Genomic DNA, 17,502 nt, shown 5'->3' on the forward strand with positions numbered 1-17,502 from the left:
TAAATTAAATAACCTTGGCGTAAAGATCAAAATCGGCAGCATCAGTAATTTTTACTGTTGTAAATTCTCCTGTTTTTAAGTAGGTTTTTGTGGCATCAATAAGCACTTCGTTATCTACATCAGGAGAGTCGAACTCTGTACGTCCTACAAAATAATCACCTTCTTTTCTGTCAATAACTACTTTAAACTCCTGTCCTATTTTTTCTTGATTTAATTCCCAAGAAATTTGAGATTGAATTTCCATAATCTCATTAGCACGCTCTTGTTTTACCTCTTGTGGTACATCGTCAACTAGATTAAAAGCATGCGTGTTTTCTTCATGAGAATAGGTAAAACAGCCTAAACGTTCAAAACGCATATCAATAACCCAATTTTTTAGCTTTAGAAAATCTTCTTCTGTTTCTCCAGGATATCCAACAATAAGCGTCGTTCTAATCGTCATGCTTGGTACTTTAGCTCTAAACTCCTTTAACAACTTAGTCGTTTTTTCCTGAGTAGTTCCACGACGCATACTTTTTAAAATACTATCGGAAATATGCTGAAGCGGAATATCTAAATAATTACAAATTTTAGGCTCACGATTCATAACTTCTAACACATCCATTGGAAAACCTGTTGGAAATGCATAGTGCAAACGAATCCATTCAATACCCTCCACCTTTACAAGTGCTTCTAAAAGCTCTGCTAAGTTTCGTTTTTTATATAAATCAAGTCCGTAATAGGTTAAATCTTGAGCGATAAGTATTAACTCTTTAACACCATTAGCAGCTAATTTTTCAGCTTCAACCACCAATTCTTCTATTGGAGTTGATTTATGCTTTCCTCTCATTAGTGGAATAGCACAAAAACTACAAGGTCTATCGCAACCCTCAGCAATTTTTAAATACGCATAATTTTTTGGAGTTGTTGTTAAACGCTCGCCTATAAGTTCATGCTTATAGTCTGCACCAAGAGCTTTTAATAAATTTGGTAATTCGGTAGTTCCAAAATATTGGTCAACATCTGGGATTTCTTTTTCTAAATCAGGTTTATAACGCTCACTTAAACATCCGGTTACAAACACTTTATCGACATCACCTTCTTCTTTCTTTTGCAGATATTCTAAAATAGTATTAACACTTTCTTCTTTTGCATTATTAATAAAGCCACAAGTATTTATCACTACAATGTTTCCTTCTTCTTCATGAACAACCTCTTTGTTATTAGCCTTAAGTTGTCCCATCAACACTTCACTATCATAGACGTTTTTAGAACATCCTAGAGTAACGACGTTAATCTTATTTTTTTTAAGCGACTTTGTTCTCATGCCTTAATTTTGGTTTGCAAAGATACAATATAATTAAACCTTTAGTATATTTAATGGTCTTAAAAACATGATAATGAAATTAGCCTACAAATATTTATTTTATCTTTTTATTGGATGCTCTTTTTTCTACTGTACAACAGATAGTACAGAACATAAAGATAAAACAGAAGAATCATTATATTTTCCACCAATAAACTCTAATAACTGGGAAACCATTTCGATTGCATCGCTTAATTGGAACACCAATGCTGAGCAAGATCTTTACAACTTTTTAAATACTAAACATTCTAAAGCTTTTATCATTCTTAAAAATGGTAAGATAGCTGTAGAATGGTATGGTAATGGCTTTGATGCCAATATGAATCACACATGGAATTCTGCTGCAAAAACACTTTCGGCATTTACTATTGGCATTGCCCAACAAGAAAACTTACTTGATATTGATAATCCATCTCAAGACTATTTGGGTTCAAATTGGTCAAGCATGACTCACTTACAAGAAGAAGCTATTACAGTAAAAAATCATTTAACGATGACTACCGGATTAGATTATAATGTACCAAATGCTGATTGTACTGAACCCGAAGATTTAGTTTATAAGCAAGATCCTTCTACATTTTGGTATTATCACAATGCGCCATATACCTTATCCCATAGTATTATTGAAGGTGCTACAAACACAACTTTTAGCAACTATTTTAACACTAAAGTAAGTGATAAAATAGGCATGCAAGGTGTTTGGGTGTCTTTTGGCTGTTACAAGTTGTATTTAAGTAACGCGAAGAGTATGGCAAGGTTTGGGCTTTTAAATTTAAACAAAGGTACCTGGGAAAATGAGGTAATTTTAAGTGATACTAATTATTTTAATGAAATGACTAACACTTCTCAAAATTTAAATAAATCTTATGGTTACTTATGGTGGCTAAATGGCAAAAGTAGTTATAGGCTCCCAGGAAGTGAAGTCGAATATCAAGGTACACTTATACCAAATGCGCCAAGCGATTTAATTGCTGGTTTAGGCAAAAATGATCAAAAATTATACATCGTTCCAAGTAAGGGTCTAGTAATTGTAAGACTAGGAGACAATGCTAACAATTCGGTATTTGGATCTTCAAGTTTTGATAATCAGTTGTGGGAAAAGATTAATGCCTTAATCAACTAATTATAATTTACTGGAGACACTCGCTTCTTCGATACTTGCTCATACACATAAGCCCATTCTAGCAAGTCTCTTTCCTTTAATGGCTTAGCAATAAACGTTAATCCTCTAGGGCGACCACTATCTTGATAACCCATTGGTACTGTTATTGCAGGATATTCAGCTGTGGCAGCCCAACCTGCATGAAAATTGTTAATAGATAAAAATCCATCTAGATTTTGTTTTTCAAAAGGTGTATCAAAATATAATCTGCTTTTTGTTTTTAAGTCGGTTTTAATGGAATCTAAATATTGTAAACTTCCAGGATCATCCACAATGCCTTTAAATAATCTTTGTCCATATGGTGCTCTATTTATAGAGTCTAGATTATTATAATCTATCACATCTTGAACAGAAGTTAATTCTATAGTTTTTGAAGCACGATTAGCTAGATACTCAGGCAAATCTTTTTTCATATCCAGATTTAATAAGCTAATAAACCCGGAACGCTCAACATCTACCTCATCAACCTCAACAACTTCTGCCCCATTTATTCGCAATACATCAATTGCTGCAACATATAAAGAGTCTTCCATCAATCGTTTAAAAGCTCCAAAACGCTTTCCTTTAATACTACTTTCGGTTAATGATTCAGCATAACTCACTACCTGACTCTTTTTAGCCTTTGGATCTGCATCATCAAATCCACTCATGGCATCTAGTAATATAGCATTATCGATGACGTTTTTGGTCATTGGACCAGGTGTATCTAAGGTTGAAGATATTGGCACAATACCACTTCTACTTAGTAAGCCAATGGTTGGTTTAAGTCCTACTACAGAGTTAGAGCTGGAAGGTGACAAAATAGAACCAGACGTTTCACTACCAACAGCACCAACACTAAAGTTAGCAGCTACAGACACACCACTACCTGAACTTGAACCTCCTGTATCCATAGTTCGTCTTCCGTACGGATTTAAAGTTTGCCCGCCAATAGCACTGTAACCACTAGGGCAATCGCCACAAAAGAAATAAGCCCATTCGCTTAAATTAGCCTTTCCTAAAATAAGTGCTCCATTACTTTTTAAACGCGTTGTAATAAAAGCGTCATTAGCATTATTATTTTGCAATGCAGCAGCGCCTGCTGTAGTTGGCATTCCTGTAGCATTGATATTATCTTTTAATAGAATTGGCATCCCAAAAATTGGATGTGGTGCCTTTACAAATCTTGTTTTATCTGCTTTTTTAGCGTCCTCAATAACATTAGGGTTTATTGAGATTACCGAGTTTAATGACAAGTCATTCTCTCTATCAAATTTTCTAATACGGTATAAGTAAAACTTAGTAAGACTTTCATAGGACAAATCACCATTAGAAATATGGTTTTGAAGCGTTGGAATATCTTGCTCTAGAATAAGTGGCTTTAAGTTATTATAAACGTCTTCCGTAAAATTTTCTAAGTCTTTATTAAACGGTTGCCATAATTCTTCCTTACTAATATATCTAGAATCTAAGACTCTAAACTCTCTAAAATCGGTAGAATCCCTAATAACTGGGGGAATTTCTCTTTCAACCACAATAGGTGTTGAAGTGTCATTTTTACAAGAAAATGCAAGGGCAATTAGAAGAAAAAATAGAATGTTACGCATGATTAGTATTTTGAATAAAAATACTAATTAATTTGAAACTAATTTCTTTCTGTAAAAGGAATGATGTCTCCTTTCTCTAAATAGTTTTTTAAACCATTGAGCAATAAAGCCCAACAAAACGATGAATGCTTAAAATGATGATTTTCTTTTGGCCAGTTTACATGACTAAATTTGAGTAAGGTGCCATTTTTAGCTTTCTCTAAATCGAAACCAAAGGTTGTAGGATTCCAATCATCATCAGATTTTGTCATTTTTAAATGAAAGGTTTTGTGTGGTTCTACTTTAGATACTTTGCAATACCAATCATAATCATCGGTAAAGTTTAAGTTGTATTCAGTATGTAATTCTGGTTTTCCAGAACTTTTTAAAGTCCACCAATTATCTAAATGTTGTGGCAATGTCACTGCATTATATACTTCTTTTGGTGAAGCATTTATTGTTAGATTATGATAGATGTTATAACTCATCTTAAAGTGGGTTCCTGCCTTAACAGTAAGACAATATATTATTTAAAAAACGAATCTACAAACTCATATTTATTAAATACTTGCAAATCTTCAATGCCTTCGCCAACACCAATATATTTTACTGGTATTTGAAATTCGTCGCTAATACCAATGACCACACCACCTTTAGCTGTGCCATCCAATTTAGTGACTGCCAATGAGGTTACTTCGGTTGCCGCTGTAAATTGTTTTGCTTGTTCAAAAGCGTTTTGTCCTGTAGAGCCATCTAAAACTAACAATACGTCATGAGGTGCATCGTCAACTACTTTTTGCATAACGCGTTTTACCTTAGTAAGCTCGTTCATTAAGTTGACTTTATTATGTAATCTTCCTGCTGTATCGATAATAACCACATCTGCATTTTGTGATACACCAGACTGCAGCGCATCAAAAGCAACAGACGCAGGGTCACTTCCCATAGATTGCTTTACAATAGGTATATCAACACGATCTGCCCAAACCTGTAATTGGTCTATCGCTGCTGCTCTAAAAGTATCTGCTGCTCCTAAAACCACATTTAAGCCTTGCTTTTTTAACTGATATGCTAGTTTACCAATAGTTGTAGTTTTACCAACACCATTGACGCCAACCACCATAATAACATGAGGCTTTTTTGTTTCTGGAATAGTAAACTCAGTAGCTTCACCAGAATTAGTTTCAGATAATAATCCTGCAATCTCTTCTCTTAATATTTGATTAAGTTCTGAGGTTCCTAAGTATTTATCTTTAGCGACTCTGGCCTCAATTCTTTCGATAACCTTTAAAGTGGTATTAACACCAACATCGCTTGTTACTAGTATTTCTTCTAAGTTATCAAGAACATCATCATCAACTTTAGATTTTCCTGCAACTGCTTTATTAAGTTTGTTAAAAAATGAGGTTTTAGATTTCTCTAATCCTTTATCTAGGGTTTCCTTCTTTTCTGAAGAAAATATCTTTTTAAAAAAGCTCATGTATCGTTATTGTATTATTTACCTTGTTTATAACAATATTCTTGCCTAAAAACAATATCTGCTACATTGTCATAAAACCGACTATAAAGAAAATAAATATTTTTTGAAGATTACCATTTATAAGGCATAAAAAAAGCTGCTCTCTAAAAAGAAAGCAGCTTATAATATCTTGATTATAAAAAATAATTTATTTTTTATTCAAAAAGTCGTTTACTTGCTCTGGTGCCATAATTGATTCAACAAACATATATGCTCCTGATTTTGGAGATTTTACCATTTTAATAGCCTTTGTTAATCTTTTAGATCCAGTTTGTAATGATGCTACTGCTTTCTTTGCCATGATTCAATTATTTTACTTGATTTCTTTATGAACGGTCATACGCTTTAAGATTGGATTAAATTTTTTAATCTCCATTCTATCTGGCGTGTTCTTTTTATTTTTTGTGGTAATATATCTAGACGTTCCTGGTTGTCCAGAAGCTTTATGCTCAGTGCACTCTAATATTACTTGAATTCTATTTCCTTTCTTTGCCATTGTACTAATATTTAAACTATGAGGCTATTATTTTAAAAATCCTTTAGATTTAGCTTCTTTAATTGCTGCTGAAATTCCAACTCTGTTAATAGTTTTTAACGCAGCTGCAGAAACCTTTAAAGTTACCCACTTATCTTCTTCAGGAATATAAAAACGCTTCTTAAGCAAGTTGGCATTAAACTTACGTTTAGTTTTATTCATTGCATGCGAAACGTTGTTCCCAACCATCGCTTTTTTTCCAGTAAGCTCACAAACTCTTGACATGATATATAACTTTAAAAAATTGTTATTTTAAAACGAGGTGCAAATTTACGAATTCTTTGGTGTTTGACAAACTTTATTTTATCAATTTTTAAAAATTTCTTTTTGAAGCATTTCAAAAGCTTTATTCACTGCTTTATTTATTACTTTAATTCTATGGTTTCCTAAGCTAAAAATTTCAGAAAAAACACCTTTTGGAGTGGCTATAGCAATACATACAGTACCAACGGCAACGTTTGAATCGCCTTTTGTTGGTCCAGCGTTTCCAGTCGTAGCTATGGCATAATCCGTTTTAAATAATTTTTGAACACTTATTGCCATGGCTTCAGCTACTTGAGTACTGACAACTGAAAATTTATTAATCAAAGCTTCATCAACTTTTAGAACATCTATTTTAGCTTCGGTTGCATAACTTACCACACTTCCTTTAAAATATGCTGATGCTCCAGAATTTGCTGTAAGCCTCTCGGCAATCTTCCCTCCAGTGCAACTTTCGGCTGTTGACAGTGTTTTTTTAAGTTCAGTAAATTTTCTTCCTATAATTGCTTCTATAGATTGGTCTTCTTCAAAACCAACAAACACATCTTGAATTTGAGGTAGTAAACTATCTACTTGTTTAGTCATTTCAGCAATTACAGTATCTTTATCAATCCCTTTTGCTGACAACCGTAAACGTACTTTTCCTAAATTAGGTAGATATGCTAATTTGATAAACTCAGGTAAATTATCTTCCCATGGCTCAATTCTCTCAGCTAATTTACTTTCACCTAGCCCATAGGTGAGTAGTGTTTTATGCATAATATATGGCAACTTAAACTGCTTACGAAGCTTTGGAATGACTTCGTTTTCAATAAGTGCTTTCATTTCAAATGGTACACCTGGAAGCGATATAAATACTTTACCATTTTTTTCTAACCACATTCCTGGAGCACTCCCAAAATGGTTCATTAAAACCGTTGCTTTTGAAGGTACTAAGGCTTGATCTATATTTACTTGTGATAATGGTTGCTTTATATAGTTCTCCCAAAGGTGCTTTATGTTTTGTAATACTGCTTCACTTTGTACTAAGGTATCATTAAAATACTCAGCAATAGTGGTTTTTGTAATATCGTCTTTTGTAGGGCCTAAACCTCCAGTAACAATAACGATATCGGCATTTTCCTCTGCCTCTTTTAAAGACTTTAAAATATGTGTTTTATCGTCTTGAACAGAAGTGATTTGATATACAGAAACACCTATTTTGTTCAGTGCTTTTGAAATGACTGCTGAATTAGTATCAACTATTTGACCAATGAGAATCTCATCACCAATCGTTACTATTTCTGCTTGCATTATAAATTGAAATCTACTTTTATTTCGGCTACTGCCTTTTCTACAGCGTCTAATACAATGGCAAGTTTTTCAGAAATATCTTTATCGCGCTGCTCAAATTTTCCCCAGTCCTGAACTTCTATTAAATCATCAAGAACACCAAGTTCAAATAAGTCGATTGTAGGCTTCATTTTGTGGGCAGATTTGTAGGTAGCCAAATAGTCCTTGCTTACAACAGCTGTTTGTAAAAGTTGTGCATCTTCTGGCACTTCCTCTAAAAATGTCATAGCTAAAGTTTCTATAAAATCGACATCATTATCTGCCAATTCTCTTACTCTATCAAGTTTGTAATGTTGTTCCATTTATTTTACTGTTATTGAAAACATTTCATCGTTTTCTATAAATCCTTTTAATTTATCGTTAGCAATAACTTTGCCAACTCCTGCTGGCGTGCCTGTAAAGATAATATCTCCAATCTTTAAAGTGAAATATTTTGATACATATTCGATTAACTCATCAATCTTCCACAGCATTAAATTGGTGTTTCCGTCTTGAACAATCTCGTCGTTCTTATATAAACTAAAGTTAATATTGTCCACATTTTCAAAACAATCTTTAGGAAGCCATTTACCTATAACAGCAGCACCATCAAAGGCTTTAGCTTTTTCCCAAGGTAATCCTTTTGCCTTTAATTGACTTTGTAAATCGCGTGCGGTAAAATCAATACCTAAACCTATTTCATCGTAATATTTGTGTGCGAATTTTCTATCAATATACTTCCCTACTTTATTGATTTTAACTAATATTTCAATTTCATGGTGAACATCATCAGAAAAATCAGGAATAAAAAACGGTTGTTTTTTTAATAAAATTGCAGTGTCTGGTTTTAAAAATACCACAGGATCTTTAGGTTTTTCGTTTTCTAATTCTTCAATATGTTTGGTATAATTTCTACCTATGCAAATGAGTTTCATATTTTATAAGATATTAGAACAAAGATCGCTTCGCTTCTAGAAACAAGACTGATTTCATCTAAGCCGCTATCTTGGTTCTTGGTTCTTGGTTCTTGGTTCTTGGTTCTTTAAAACAATTTATTGTTAAAACTACGCAACTTAATAGCTGTGAGTACTTTTTTTGTATATAATGGAAAATCGGCATTGAGTAACCATCCAAAATATCCAGGTTCTTCTGCTAATACATCTTCCACACGTTTACCTTTATGTTTTCCAAATGAAAAACACTCTTCTCCTTTTTTATTATAATTGATAAAGCCTGCAAAATCAGCAAACTTTTTTCGAGAGCTAAACTCTGCTAAGAATTTAACGTCATTTTCTAAGTCGTCGTATTTGTCAATTTGGGCTTTTAATACTTGATAAGTTGCATTGGTATCAGCTTCAGCACTATGTGCATCCTCTAAACTTTCGTCACAATAAAACTTATACGCTGCGCTTAATGTACGCTGCTCCATTTTATGAAAAATAGTTTGTACATCTACTGCAACACGGTTTTTCATATCGAAATCAATCTCAGCGCGTAACATTTCTTCAGCTAAAAGAGGAATATCAAATCTATTAGAATTAAAGCCTCCTAAATCGGAATCTTTAATCATATTATGTACGTCTTTTGCTATTTCCTTAAAAGTTGGCTCGTTAGCTACTTTTTCGTTAGTGATGCCATGAATAGCAGTTACTTCTGGTGGTATTGGCATTTCTGGATTTACCAACCATGTTTTACTTTCTTCGGTACCGTTAGGAAACACTTTAAGAATTGAAATTTCAACCACGCGATCTTTAGATATATTGATACCTGTTGTTTCAAGATCGAAAAAACAAATAGGCTTTGTTAAGTTTAACTGCATTAATCAACTATTTTTCAAAGTGCAAAGGTAAATAGAATAAACAAAAAAGAAGGTTTGCTTTTTAAAAAACCTTGTGTAACTTTATTAACCATTATTAAAAAAATAAGCCTTGTTAACCATATGAAATTATTAAAACGTATTTTTAAAATTATCTCAACACTTATTGGGTTACTTGTTATAACTGTTCTTATTATTCTAGGCATAGATTCATACAATACGAGTTATCTAAAAATTAAAAACAACAACTACGCTAGTAACGACTCTTATCTTATTACCAATGTAAATGTTGTTCCTATGAATCAAGACACTATTTTGGTTAATAAAATGGTGTACATAAAAGATGGTATCATTGAAAAGGTTGCAGATAATATTGATATTAAAGATGTAGAAATTGTTGATGCCAAAAACAAATTTCTAACGCCTGGGTTAATTGATATGCATGTACATGTATGGGACAAATACGAGCTTGGGCTCTATTTATCTAATGGTGTTACAGCCGTAAGAAATGTTTGGGGCACACCAATGCATTTAAGATTAAAGAAGAAAATAAATGATGACAAATTGCTTTCGCCATTATTTTATACTTCTGGACCAAAACTTACTGGTCCTGAATTTATAGGTGATGATAATTTACAATTAACTAATATTGAAGAAGCCAAAGCAAAGATTATTTCTTATAAAGAGAGAGGTTACGATTTTATAAAAACCTATAATGGCTTAACAAAAGAGCTATTTGATGCTATTTTAGAACAAGCCAAAGTTTCTAATATCGATGTTGTGTCGCATCCATCTAAAAAAGTTTCATTTGCATATCATTTTAACCCGCAAATTAAATCGATAGAACATGCCGAGGATATTTACCAACAACCTTTAGATTATACTTTAGACACTTTGAAATTAGCTGAAGTCGTGAACACGTATGCAAAGTCAAATCAAGGTGTCTTTTGCCCAACATTAACGGTTTTCAATAATATTTATCAAATGTTAATAGATGATGATATTTTATCGTCAGAGCAACTTAACTTTATGAATCCACTAATCAAAAAAGTTGACAGCAAAGCGCAATTTGATAGATGGCATAATACTAAATTAAGAGATTCTTCAATTGTAACATCCATTAAAAATCAGCACGATTTTCATTTAAAGATTATTAAAGACTTTAACGATGCTGGAATTTCAATTATTTGCGGTACTGATGCCGGAATTGGTGTTACAGTTCCTGGTTATTCAATTCATAAAGAATTAGCATTTTACAAAGAGGCTGGTCTTACTAATTACGAAGCAATAAAAGCAGCAACTATTAATGCTTCAAAAACTCATACCATAATGAACAACATGGGTTCTGTGGAAATTGGCAAACTAGCCAACTTACTATTAGTAAAAAACAACCCCTTACAAGATTTAGCCACCCTACAGAAGCCTTTAGCTGTTTTTGTTAAAGGGCGACAAATAAAGAGAAGCCATCTCAATTCTTTTGAAGAAAAATCGAAAAACAGAAATAACCTTATTGCTACAGCTGTTCGTTATGCTGAAAATTTGATAATTGAAAAATAAGTATTACGAACCTAGACTTCAAAATAAGATAAAAAAGGCTTGTTTGATTTTGCAATAAAAACGACTACCTTCGTTTTTAGTAACCTGATTTTTAAATGAAAAACAAAGTTGTAATTTTCTTTTTATTGATTTATTCAAACCTATTAATTGGTCAAATAAAAAATTCTAGCCCTATAACCGTTGGAAAACAATACCAATGGACTCAAGTTTAAATACAATTATTTTGACGACGAAGAACACATGTCTGCTCCCAATATTTCAATATATAAAGGATTACGGTTTTTCTTTAAATCATACAAAAAATAATATCTCTTGAAAGTACTCTCTACCAATATCGCAAAACCAGGATTTGTTACCATTAATGGCAAAAGACAACGTACTGGTATTCATAAAAAGCCAACAACCCAACCTATTTACCTTGAAAAAGATAATGTAAAAGGCGACGAAGTGACCAACCGAAAAGTACATGGTGGCGAATACAAAGCCTGTTATTTATTTTCAGCAGACCACTATCTTTATTGGAAAAACTTATATCCAAAATTAGATTGGCATTATGGTATGTTGGGTGAAAACTTGACGGTTGAAGGTTTAGATGAAACCCAACTATATGTTGGTGATGTTTACAAAGTTGGCGAAGCACTTATAGAGATTACACAACCTCGTGAACCTTGCACCACATTTGCCGCTAAAATGGGCACACCAGACATTATGGAACAATTTATCGCCCATGGAAAACCAGGAACTTACACCAGAGTGATCCAAGAAGGCCATGTTACTGTTGGCGATACTTTTGAGTTAGTTAAAAGGCAAGAAAAAAGCATTACTATTGCTCAATTATTTAAGCTGTTATTTGACAGACAAAAAAATCAAGAACATTTATCAATAGCAACAAAACATAATTCACTACCCGAAAAGAAACGTAAAGAATTAAAACGCTTTTTAAAATAACATGACCAACTCCATTAAACTAGGGCTTAAAGAAAACTGGAAACAATTTACCGTTTTGGTTATTATTAATGCCTTTGTTGGTGGCATGGTAGGCTTAGAACGCAGTATATTTCCGCAATTTGCTGAGTTGGAATTTGGAGTGGCAACAACCTCAGCTATTTTATCTTTCATTATCGCTTTTGGTATCACCAAAGCCATTGCCAATTATTTTACAGGACGATTGGCTAATCGTTTTGGTCGTAAAAATCTCTTGATTTTTGGATGGATTATTGCTTTGCCTATCCCCTTTGTTTTAATCTATGCCAATCATTGGAATTGGGTGGTTTTTGCCAATATTTTATTAGGAATAAGCCAAGGATTTACTTGGAGCAGTACTGTTGTTATGAAAATAGATTTGGTTGGTGAAAAAAATCGAGGTTTAGCTATGGGACTTAATGAGTTTGCAGGCTATTTTGCCGTTGGCCTTGTTGCTTTTTTAACAGGCTATATCGCCGATAATTATGGTATTACACCTTATCCTTTTTACTTAGGAATTGGTATAGCGATTATTGGACTATTAGTTTCAATCTTTTTAGTTAAAGACACCAGAGTGTTTATGCATAAAGAGCATACAACTAATAAAACTGAACAACTTACCAATGTTTTTGTAGAAACATCTTTTAAGAACAAAACCTTGAGCTCTATTACGCAAGCTGGATTGGTCAATAACTTAAATGATGGTATGATTTGGGGTTTATTACCAATGGTATTGCTTTCTTTAAACTACTCAACCGAAAATATTGGCGTTATTGCAGCTATCTACCCAACTGTTTGGGGACTAGGACAATTATTTACAGGAAAAATGGCAGACCATTACTCAAAAAAAGCCATGTTGTTTTGGGGTATGTTGTTACAAGGTATAGCCATTCTTTTAATTCCGTATAGCACTACGTTTTTCGAATTAGCAATGATATCTGCCCTTTTAGGATTAGGAACAGCTATTGTATATCCAACATTTTTGGCTGCTATTGCTGATGATACTGCACCAACCCAACGCGCCGAGAGTATTGGAGTGTTTAGATTATGGCGTGATTTAGGGTATGCCATAGGCGCTATTATTTCAGGCATCACATCCGATGTTTTTGGCATTGAATATGCCATTTTACTTATTGGTTGTATCACTATTTTATCGTCGTTAATTATCAAGATTAGAATGCCAAAACACATACAAGCTTAATTATTAAAAAGTGATTATCTTTAAAGAAATAATTAGTTAATGAGTCAAGACTATAAAAATCCTGCTTTTAAAAACCTCCTTCAAAAACTTCAGGAAGAAAGCTGGCAGTTGGAGTTACTCATTTCAGGTTTTGCCATTTTTGGTCTATTTACTGCTTACCCATCTATAAAACTAGCAGTTGAAGATGCTCAAAACTCTCAACAGGTATATAAGTTTGTTATTTATGCCATTGCTTGGGTATCCTGTGCTATTTTAATTTTTAATTTAATGCTACATGTACTATTACGTGGTTTATGGATTGGCACCTTAGGATTGCGATATGTTTCTGGAGATATTGATTATGACAGCTTAAAATATAGCCAAAAATTCACTAGGTACTTAGAAAAACGTGTTGGTTCTTTTGATAAATACATAGCAACATTAGAAGATTATTGTAGTGTTATTTTTGCCGTGACCTTTCTCCTGATTTTTTATGTATTAGCCATTACTTTTACAGTGTTGGCTATTGGATTAATTGCCTCTCAGATCATAGATAACGACTCCTTGCCAATTTGGCTGTCTAAAGGAGTAGGCATCTCACTTATCTTATTTATTATTCTTGGGATGTTTCTCACTTTAATAGATTTTATAACCCTTGGCTTTTTAAAAAAGAAAAATTGGATTTCGACAATCTATTTTCCAATATATTGGGTATTTAGCTTTATAACATTATCATTTTTATACAGACCTTTGGTCTACAATTTTTTAGATAATAGGTTTGGCAGACGGTTAAGCTTTTTCCTAGTCCCTTTTTATATAATAATTGCTATTACCTTATCACTAGAATACAAAACATCTAATTACCTTGAAACTAACATGAAATCTAACGAAGTCATTGCAAATAGCGATAATTATGAAGATTTATTAACCGAGAAAAGTTTCATAGACAATGCTGCTATACAATCTAAAGTTATTACTGATACCTATCTAAAGGTATTCATAGTGTTTAATGAAAACATTGAAAACCGTGTTTATAATTATAATAAAGGTTTGCAACCAAAAACAGATGAACGTGGATTAGGGTCAAATATCACATTGAGTGGGACATTTGTTAATGATAAACAATGGGATAGTCTGCGTAGGGAATATTTAAAGACCTTTAACGATATCTACTATGTAAAAATTGATTCTACAATATACCACCCAGAGTTCGTTTTCACCAGTAACACACAAAACAAACCAGGATTTGAAAGCTTTTTACCTACAAAAAATTTAAGTGATGGAAAGCATGTTTTAAAAGTGCAAAGAAGAGCTATTAAAGACCAGGATACAACTTACTGGAATGTTGCTACTATACCCTTTTGGTATTTTAAAGATTAATACTCTAAACGCTTGTTCAAATAGTGTTTCATCAAAGGTATTTGAATAAAAAACAGCAATCCAAAAAATCCAATGGCATAACTTAATGTTTTAGAAAATGTAACTCCAGAAAGTAGTTCAGTTAGTTTATTATTAGATATCATGCTATAGTCAATAGACTTGACCCAAGTTGAATCTAAATTCCCAAACATCATATATACCGAAACCCCAACAAGAATTGAGATAATAACCAACCAGCCAGACTTAGAGATCAATGGTTTATAGGTTATTGAACTACCAATGGAAACATGCTCAACTGCTTTCATCACGTTAGTGGTAAAATCAACGGAAGGCGATTTTATTCCTGATGATTTTATAACCTTTTTTGCTAACTTATCTAAATGCTGCTCTGTATGTTCTTTCATAACTATCTATAATATCGTTATCTAAATTCTTTTTTAAAATAGTCGCTAATTTTTTACGGCTCCTAAAAAGCTTTACTTTTACATTGTTAGGTTTTAAACCAACAACTTTTGCAATTTCTTCTAACGATAGTTCTTCAAAGTAATATAAAGTTAATAAAAAACTATCATCGCTGGGCAAAAGTGCTAAACAATTTTGTATGGTTTGTTCTTTTTCTTTTGCTTCTATTTGGTCTAGAGCATTATCTAAGGTTTTTACCTGATGCTCTGTATATTCATTAATTTCAACAGTATATTGTTGTCGTTTGTTCTTTTTAAGTCTGTCTAAGCACGTATTATAAGCTACTCTATATATCCAAGTCGAAAACTTTGAGTCGCCTTTAAACTTATTTAACGACTTATAAGCTTTTATAAAGGTGTCTTGCGCTGCTTCTTCTGCTTCCTCAGTATGCTTCATCATACGCAATGATAAGGTATATACTAAATCTTTATAACGATCTACCAATACTGTAAAAGCATTAGCATCGCCATTTAAAATCGCCTCTATATAAACTTGATCGTTGGTGGTCATTGTTACTATGACTATATAAGTTCTATTTAGGTTACACTTTTTAGAAAAAAAAATAAATTTTAATTTTTTTGTAACCAATATTCAAAAGCTGTCGTCATAAGCTATGAACACATTAAAAATAATCAATTAAAAACAAACAATTATGGGATCAGAAATAGTTATAGTACCTATTATGTTCGGAGTGCTTTTCGGAATATTTTATTTATTTATTTCATCTAGAAATAAAGAGCGCTTAGCCTTAATAGAAAAAGGCGCAGATGCAAGTATATTTAATATTGGTAAACGTGCAGGTTCGTCATGGAAAGTCGTTATCATAAATCTTGCATGTCTTTTAATGGGAATTGGCTTAGGTGTTTTTATTGCTAATTTGTTAGATACTTATTCTAACTTAGATTCAGAAGCGGTTTATCCTGCGTTAATTTTCTTTATGGCTGGTGTTGGTTTATTTGTAGGATATACGCAAACAAAAAAAGCATTAGACGAGTAAAAAAAACACAATCAATCAAAATTTAAAACCGCTTCGAAATTTCGAAGCGGTTTTTTTAATTATCTTCCTTCGGTTTAATAAATTCAGATTGGTATTTTTCTAAAAATTTTTTCTGTCTTGCAATCATTTGCTGTCTTATTTTATCTATATCCATAAAGTCTTTGCCAAAACTACTTCCAAAAAAGTCATCGTTAAAAAACTGCTTGCTAAAAAGTGAATCTCGTGAAAAAATATCTTCAAACCCTTGGTTTTCAAATTGAGAGAAATTTTCTAAAAATTTAGACTCAAATGTTTTTAACAAACTATCTTTATCCATTAATGATAAGTCATTTAATTTATCGTTGGAAGACCACGAATAGATACTATCGTATCGAATTAAATTTCCGTTTTCATCAAATTCTTTATTAACTTTCCAATCTCCTTTAGGTAGCTTAACTGTAGATTCTTGTTTTTCTTTTGTGTTTTCTTTTGTGTCTTTACTATTTTGACCACTACAGCTCACGCTTAACATAGCCACCATCATTAATAAAATATACTTTTTCATTGCTCTCATATTTTAAATTATACACTTTGATATTTAACCTATATAATGAACTCATTACGTATTATATAGTCCTCCTGTTTTTATGAATTTTATTAAGTTATTTTGATGGAATACCCCAGAATATCTTTTTCCATTTTTATACCAAACACATTGTAAATAATTGTCGTTACTTATCAAGCCTAATGAATTTTTCTTTGAAATATATTTGAGGACTTCCATTTTTGGGCTTTCTAAATTTCCCTTTATTTTCACCCAATCTCCAGGTTTAAATTTTTTAGGCATATTAACATCAAATTATTAAGTATTTAATTTAGTGATTAAGTGGAGACCTAAAAGTCAGTCTCCACTTAACTACTTTTACAAAGTTTAGTGAAGAAACAATTATGAAATTTTAATGGTTCTTGCAGGCTTCTGTTTAGCCTCTTCTTTTTTTGGTAAATAAATACTTAAAATTCCATCCTTGTACTTTGCATCAATCTTATCTTCGTTTACACTTTCTGGTAAGGTAAACGTTCTTTTAAACGAGGAGTAACCAAACTCCCTACGAGTATAATTTTCCTCTTCGTGCTCTTTTTCCTCCTTTAACTCTGTTGAAATGGAGAGTGCTTGATTGTCTAAGTTTAAATGAAAGTCTGATTTTTTAAGACCAGGAACAGCCATATCTACAATATAAGCATCGGCTGTTTCCTTTATATTTACTTTTGGCAAGGACATACCTGTATTGAAGTTTGAAGTAAATACAGATGGTAAGTCTCTGTTAAAAATATCATCTAACCAATTTGACCAACTCGGGAAGCTTACATTTGAATTAGTGTTTGATAAACTTCCGTTTTTAGAAACATTAACTAAATTGTTCATAATTACAAAATTTTAAATTAAACATTATTTCAAATTTGAAATCTATA

The 17,502-nt window shown here is 32.4% G+C and carries 21 protein-coding genes; 6 read left to right on the top strand and 15 right to left on the bottom strand.

Annotation, left to right across the window (positions count from 1 at the left end):
* Positions 1-4: 4 nt before the first annotated feature.
* Positions 5-1,306, bottom strand: a complete 1,302-nt coding sequence (gene rimO / locus E5167_RS06575) for a 30S ribosomal protein S12 methylthiotransferase RimO (RefSeq protein WP_136842350.1) — start codon at positions 1,304-1,306, stop codon at positions 5-7.
* A 73-nt stretch (positions 1,307-1,379) separates the two neighbouring features.
* Here rimO and E5167_RS06580 point away from each other — a divergent pair, with 73 nt between their 5' ends.
* Positions 1,380-2,468, top strand: coding sequence for a serine hydrolase domain-containing protein (locus E5167_RS06580; protein WP_136842352.1), 1,089 nt, complete (start codon positions 1,380-1,382; stop codon positions 2,466-2,468).
* Here the strand turns inward: E5167_RS06580 and E5167_RS06585 are convergent.
* The 10 genes from E5167_RS06585 to E5167_RS06630 all read right to left on the bottom strand — a co-directional run bounded on the left by E5167_RS06585 (position 2,465) and on the right by E5167_RS06630 (position 9,517).
* Positions 2,465-4,093, bottom strand: coding sequence for an amidase family protein (locus E5167_RS06585; RefSeq protein ID WP_136842354.1), 1,629 nt, complete (start codon positions 4,091-4,093; stop codon positions 2,465-2,467). The genes E5167_RS06580 and E5167_RS06585 overlap by 4 nt on opposite strands.
* Positions 4,094-4,131: 38 nt before the next feature.
* Positions 4,132-4,560, bottom strand: coding sequence for an SRPBCC family protein (locus E5167_RS06590; RefSeq protein WP_136842356.1), 429 nt, complete (start codon positions 4,558-4,560; stop codon positions 4,132-4,134).
* A 38-nt stretch (positions 4,561-4,598) separates the two neighbouring features.
* Positions 4,599-5,552 carry a signal recognition particle-docking protein FtsY gene (ftsY, locus tag E5167_RS06595; protein WP_136842358.1) on the bottom strand — a complete coding sequence of 318 codons (954 nt, stop codon included), beginning with the start codon at positions 5,550-5,552 and terminating at the stop codon, positions 4,599-4,601.
* Positions 5,553-5,739: 187 nt separating this feature from the next.
* Entirely contained in the window at positions 5,740-5,892 is a 153-nt protein-coding gene (locus E5167_RS06600; RefSeq protein ID WP_136842360.1) for a DUF4295 domain-containing protein, read from the bottom strand.
* A 12-nt stretch (positions 5,893-5,904) separates the two neighbouring features.
* Positions 5,905-6,087 carry a 50S ribosomal protein L33 gene (gene rpmG, locus E5167_RS06605; protein ID WP_008271040.1) on the bottom strand — a complete coding sequence of 61 codons (183 nt, stop codon included), beginning with the start codon at positions 6,085-6,087 and terminating at the stop codon, positions 5,905-5,907.
* Positions 6,088-6,114: 27 nt separating this feature from the next.
* Positions 6,115-6,351, bottom strand: coding sequence for a 50S ribosomal protein L28 (gene rpmB, locus E5167_RS06610; RefSeq protein ID WP_136842362.1), 237 nt, complete (start codon positions 6,349-6,351; stop codon positions 6,115-6,117).
* A gap of 81 nt (positions 6,352-6,432) precedes the next feature.
* Positions 6,433-7,680, bottom strand: a complete 1,248-nt coding sequence (locus E5167_RS06615) for a CinA family nicotinamide mononucleotide deamidase-related protein (protein ID WP_136842363.1) — start codon at positions 7,678-7,680, stop codon at positions 6,433-6,435.
* Positions 7,680-8,021, bottom strand: coding sequence for an Hpt domain-containing protein (locus E5167_RS06620; protein WP_136842364.1), 342 nt, complete (start codon positions 8,019-8,021; stop codon positions 7,680-7,682). Before E5167_RS06620 ends, E5167_RS06615 begins: the two co-directional genes overlap by 1 nt.
* The gene (locus E5167_RS06625; protein WP_136842365.1) at positions 8,022-8,633 is read right to left on the bottom strand and encodes a fumarylacetoacetate hydrolase family protein; all 612 of its coding nucleotides are present in this window, start codon (positions 8,631-8,633) and stop codon (positions 8,022-8,024) included.
* Positions 8,634-8,740: 107 nt separating this feature from the next.
* Positions 8,741-9,517, bottom strand: coding sequence for a 3'-5' exonuclease (locus E5167_RS06630; protein WP_136842366.1), 777 nt, complete (start codon positions 9,515-9,517; stop codon positions 8,741-8,743).
* A gap of 120 nt (positions 9,518-9,637) precedes the next feature.
* On the opposite strand from E5167_RS06630, the gene E5167_RS06635 reads away from it, so the two are divergent.
* The 4 genes from E5167_RS06635 (at position 9,638) to E5167_RS06650 (ending at position 14,594) form a co-directional block, all read left to right on the top strand.
* The gene (locus E5167_RS06635) at positions 9,638-11,071 is read left to right on the top strand and encodes an amidohydrolase family protein (RefSeq protein WP_136842367.1); all 1,434 of its coding nucleotides are present in this window, start codon (positions 9,638-9,640) and stop codon (positions 11,069-11,071) included.
* Positions 11,072-11,383: 312 nt separating this feature from the next.
* On the top strand, positions 11,384-12,019 hold the full coding sequence (locus tag E5167_RS06640) for an MOSC domain-containing protein (protein WP_136842369.1): 636 nt from the start codon (positions 11,384-11,386) through the stop codon (positions 12,017-12,019).
* Position 12,020: 1 nt separating this feature from the next.
* Complete coding sequence (locus tag E5167_RS06645; RefSeq protein ID WP_136842372.1) at positions 12,021-13,235, top strand: MFS transporter; 1,215 nt, start codon at positions 12,021-12,023, stop codon at positions 13,233-13,235.
* Positions 13,236-13,274: 39 nt separating this feature from the next.
* The gene (locus tag E5167_RS06650; RefSeq protein WP_136842374.1) at positions 13,275-14,594 is read left to right on the top strand and encodes a hypothetical protein; all 1,320 of its coding nucleotides are present in this window, start codon (positions 13,275-13,277) and stop codon (positions 14,592-14,594) included.
* Here the strand turns inward: E5167_RS06650 and E5167_RS06655 are convergent.
* Together E5167_RS06655 and E5167_RS06660 are read right to left on the bottom strand one after the other, a co-directional pair.
* The gene (locus E5167_RS06655) at positions 14,591-14,998 is read right to left on the bottom strand and encodes a hypothetical protein (RefSeq protein ID WP_136842376.1); all 408 of its coding nucleotides are present in this window, start codon (positions 14,996-14,998) and stop codon (positions 14,591-14,593) included. The two genes, E5167_RS06650 and E5167_RS06655, sit on opposite strands and share 4 nt — an antisense overlap.
* Positions 14,967-15,566 (bottom strand): RNA polymerase sigma factor, encoded by a 600-nt coding sequence (locus E5167_RS06660; RefSeq protein ID WP_136842378.1) that lies wholly within the window; start codon positions 15,564-15,566, stop codon positions 14,967-14,969. The genes E5167_RS06655 and E5167_RS06660 overlap by 32 nt, the downstream gene beginning before the upstream one ends.
* Before the next feature lie 142 nt (positions 15,567-15,708).
* Between E5167_RS06660 and E5167_RS06665 the strand changes: the two genes are divergently transcribed.
* On the top strand, positions 15,709-16,053 hold the full coding sequence (locus E5167_RS06665) for a DUF6249 domain-containing protein (RefSeq protein WP_136842380.1): 345 nt from the start codon (positions 15,709-15,711) through the stop codon (positions 16,051-16,053).
* A gap of 55 nt (positions 16,054-16,108) precedes the next feature.
* On the opposite strand, the gene E5167_RS06670 is transcribed toward E5167_RS06665, so the two are convergent.
* Together E5167_RS06670 and E5167_RS06680 are read right to left on the bottom strand one after the other, a co-directional pair.
* Positions 16,109-16,597 carry a hypothetical protein gene (locus E5167_RS06670; protein WP_136842382.1) on the bottom strand — a complete coding sequence of 163 codons (489 nt, stop codon included), beginning with the start codon at positions 16,595-16,597 and terminating at the stop codon, positions 16,109-16,111.
* Between the two features lie 381 nt (positions 16,598-16,978).
* On the bottom strand, positions 16,979-17,455 hold the full coding sequence (locus E5167_RS06680) for an Hsp20/alpha crystallin family protein (protein WP_136842386.1): 477 nt from the start codon (positions 17,453-17,455) through the stop codon (positions 16,979-16,981).
* Positions 17,456-17,502 lie beyond the last annotated feature (47 nt).

This window comes from Pontimicrobium aquaticum (assembly GCF_005047595.1).
Classification (GTDB): domain Bacteria; phylum Bacteroidota; class Bacteroidia; order Flavobacteriales; family Flavobacteriaceae; genus Pontimicrobium; species Pontimicrobium aquaticum.

Bases quoted from the DNA above. Each gene is read 5' to 3' on its own strand.
- rimO (WP_136842350.1), bottom strand. From the start codon at position 1,306: ATGAGAACAAAGTCGCTTAAAAAAAATAAGATTAACGTCGTTACTCTA.
- E5167_RS06580 (WP_136842352.1), top strand. From the start codon at position 1,380: ATGAAATTAGCCTACAAATATTTATTTTATCTTTTTATTGGATGCTCT.
- E5167_RS06585 (WP_136842354.1), bottom strand. From the start codon at position 4,093: ATGCGTAACATTCTATTTTTTCTTCTAATTGCCCTTGCATTTTCTTGT.
- E5167_RS06590 (WP_136842356.1), bottom strand. From the start codon at position 4,560: ATGAGTTATAACATCTATCATAATCTAACAATAAATGCTTCACCAAAA.
- ftsY (WP_136842358.1), bottom strand. From the start codon at position 5,552: ATGAGCTTTTTTAAAAAGATATTTTCTTCAGAAAAGAAGGAAACCCTA.
- E5167_RS06600 (WP_136842360.1), bottom strand. From the start codon at position 5,892: ATGGCAAAGAAAGCAGTAGCATCATTACAAACTGGATCTAAAAGATTA.
- rpmG (WP_008271040.1), bottom strand. From the start codon at position 6,087: ATGGCAAAGAAAGGAAATAGAATTCAAGTAATATTAGAGTGCACTGAG.
- rpmB (WP_136842362.1), bottom strand. From the start codon at position 6,351: ATGTCAAGAGTTTGTGAGCTTACTGGAAAAAAAGCGATGGTTGGGAAC.
- E5167_RS06615 (WP_136842363.1), bottom strand. From the start codon at position 7,680: ATGCAAGCAGAAATAGTAACGATTGGTGATGAGATTCTCATTGGTCAA.
- E5167_RS06620 (WP_136842364.1), bottom strand. From the start codon at position 8,021: ATGGAACAACATTACAAACTTGATAGAGTAAGAGAATTGGCAGATAAT.
- E5167_RS06625 (WP_136842365.1), bottom strand. From the start codon at position 8,633: ATGAAACTCATTTGCATAGGTAGAAATTATACCAAACATATTGAAGAA.
- E5167_RS06630 (WP_136842366.1), bottom strand. From the start codon at position 9,517: ATGCAGTTAAACTTAACAAAGCCTATTTGTTTTTTCGATCTTGAAACA.
- E5167_RS06635 (WP_136842367.1), top strand. From the start codon at position 9,638: ATGAAATTATTAAAACGTATTTTTAAAATTATCTCAACACTTATTGGG.
- E5167_RS06645 (WP_136842372.1), top strand. From the start codon at position 12,021: ATGACCAACTCCATTAAACTAGGGCTTAAAGAAAACTGGAAACAATTT.
- E5167_RS06650 (WP_136842374.1), top strand. From the start codon at position 13,275: ATGAGTCAAGACTATAAAAATCCTGCTTTTAAAAACCTCCTTCAAAAA.
- E5167_RS06655 (WP_136842376.1), bottom strand. From the start codon at position 14,998: ATGAAAGAACATACAGAGCAGCATTTAGATAAGTTAGCAAAAAAGGTT.
- E5167_RS06660 (WP_136842378.1), bottom strand. From the start codon at position 15,566: ATGACCACCAACGATCAAGTTTATATAGAGGCGATTTTAAATGGCGAT.
- E5167_RS06665 (WP_136842380.1), top strand. From the start codon at position 15,709: ATGGGATCAGAAATAGTTATAGTACCTATTATGTTCGGAGTGCTTTTC.
- E5167_RS06670 (WP_136842382.1), bottom strand. From the start codon at position 16,597: ATGAAAAAGTATATTTTATTAATGATGGTGGCTATGTTAAGCGTGAGC.
- E5167_RS06680 (WP_136842386.1), bottom strand. From the start codon at position 17,455: ATGAACAATTTAGTTAATGTTTCTAAAAACGGAAGTTTATCAAACACT.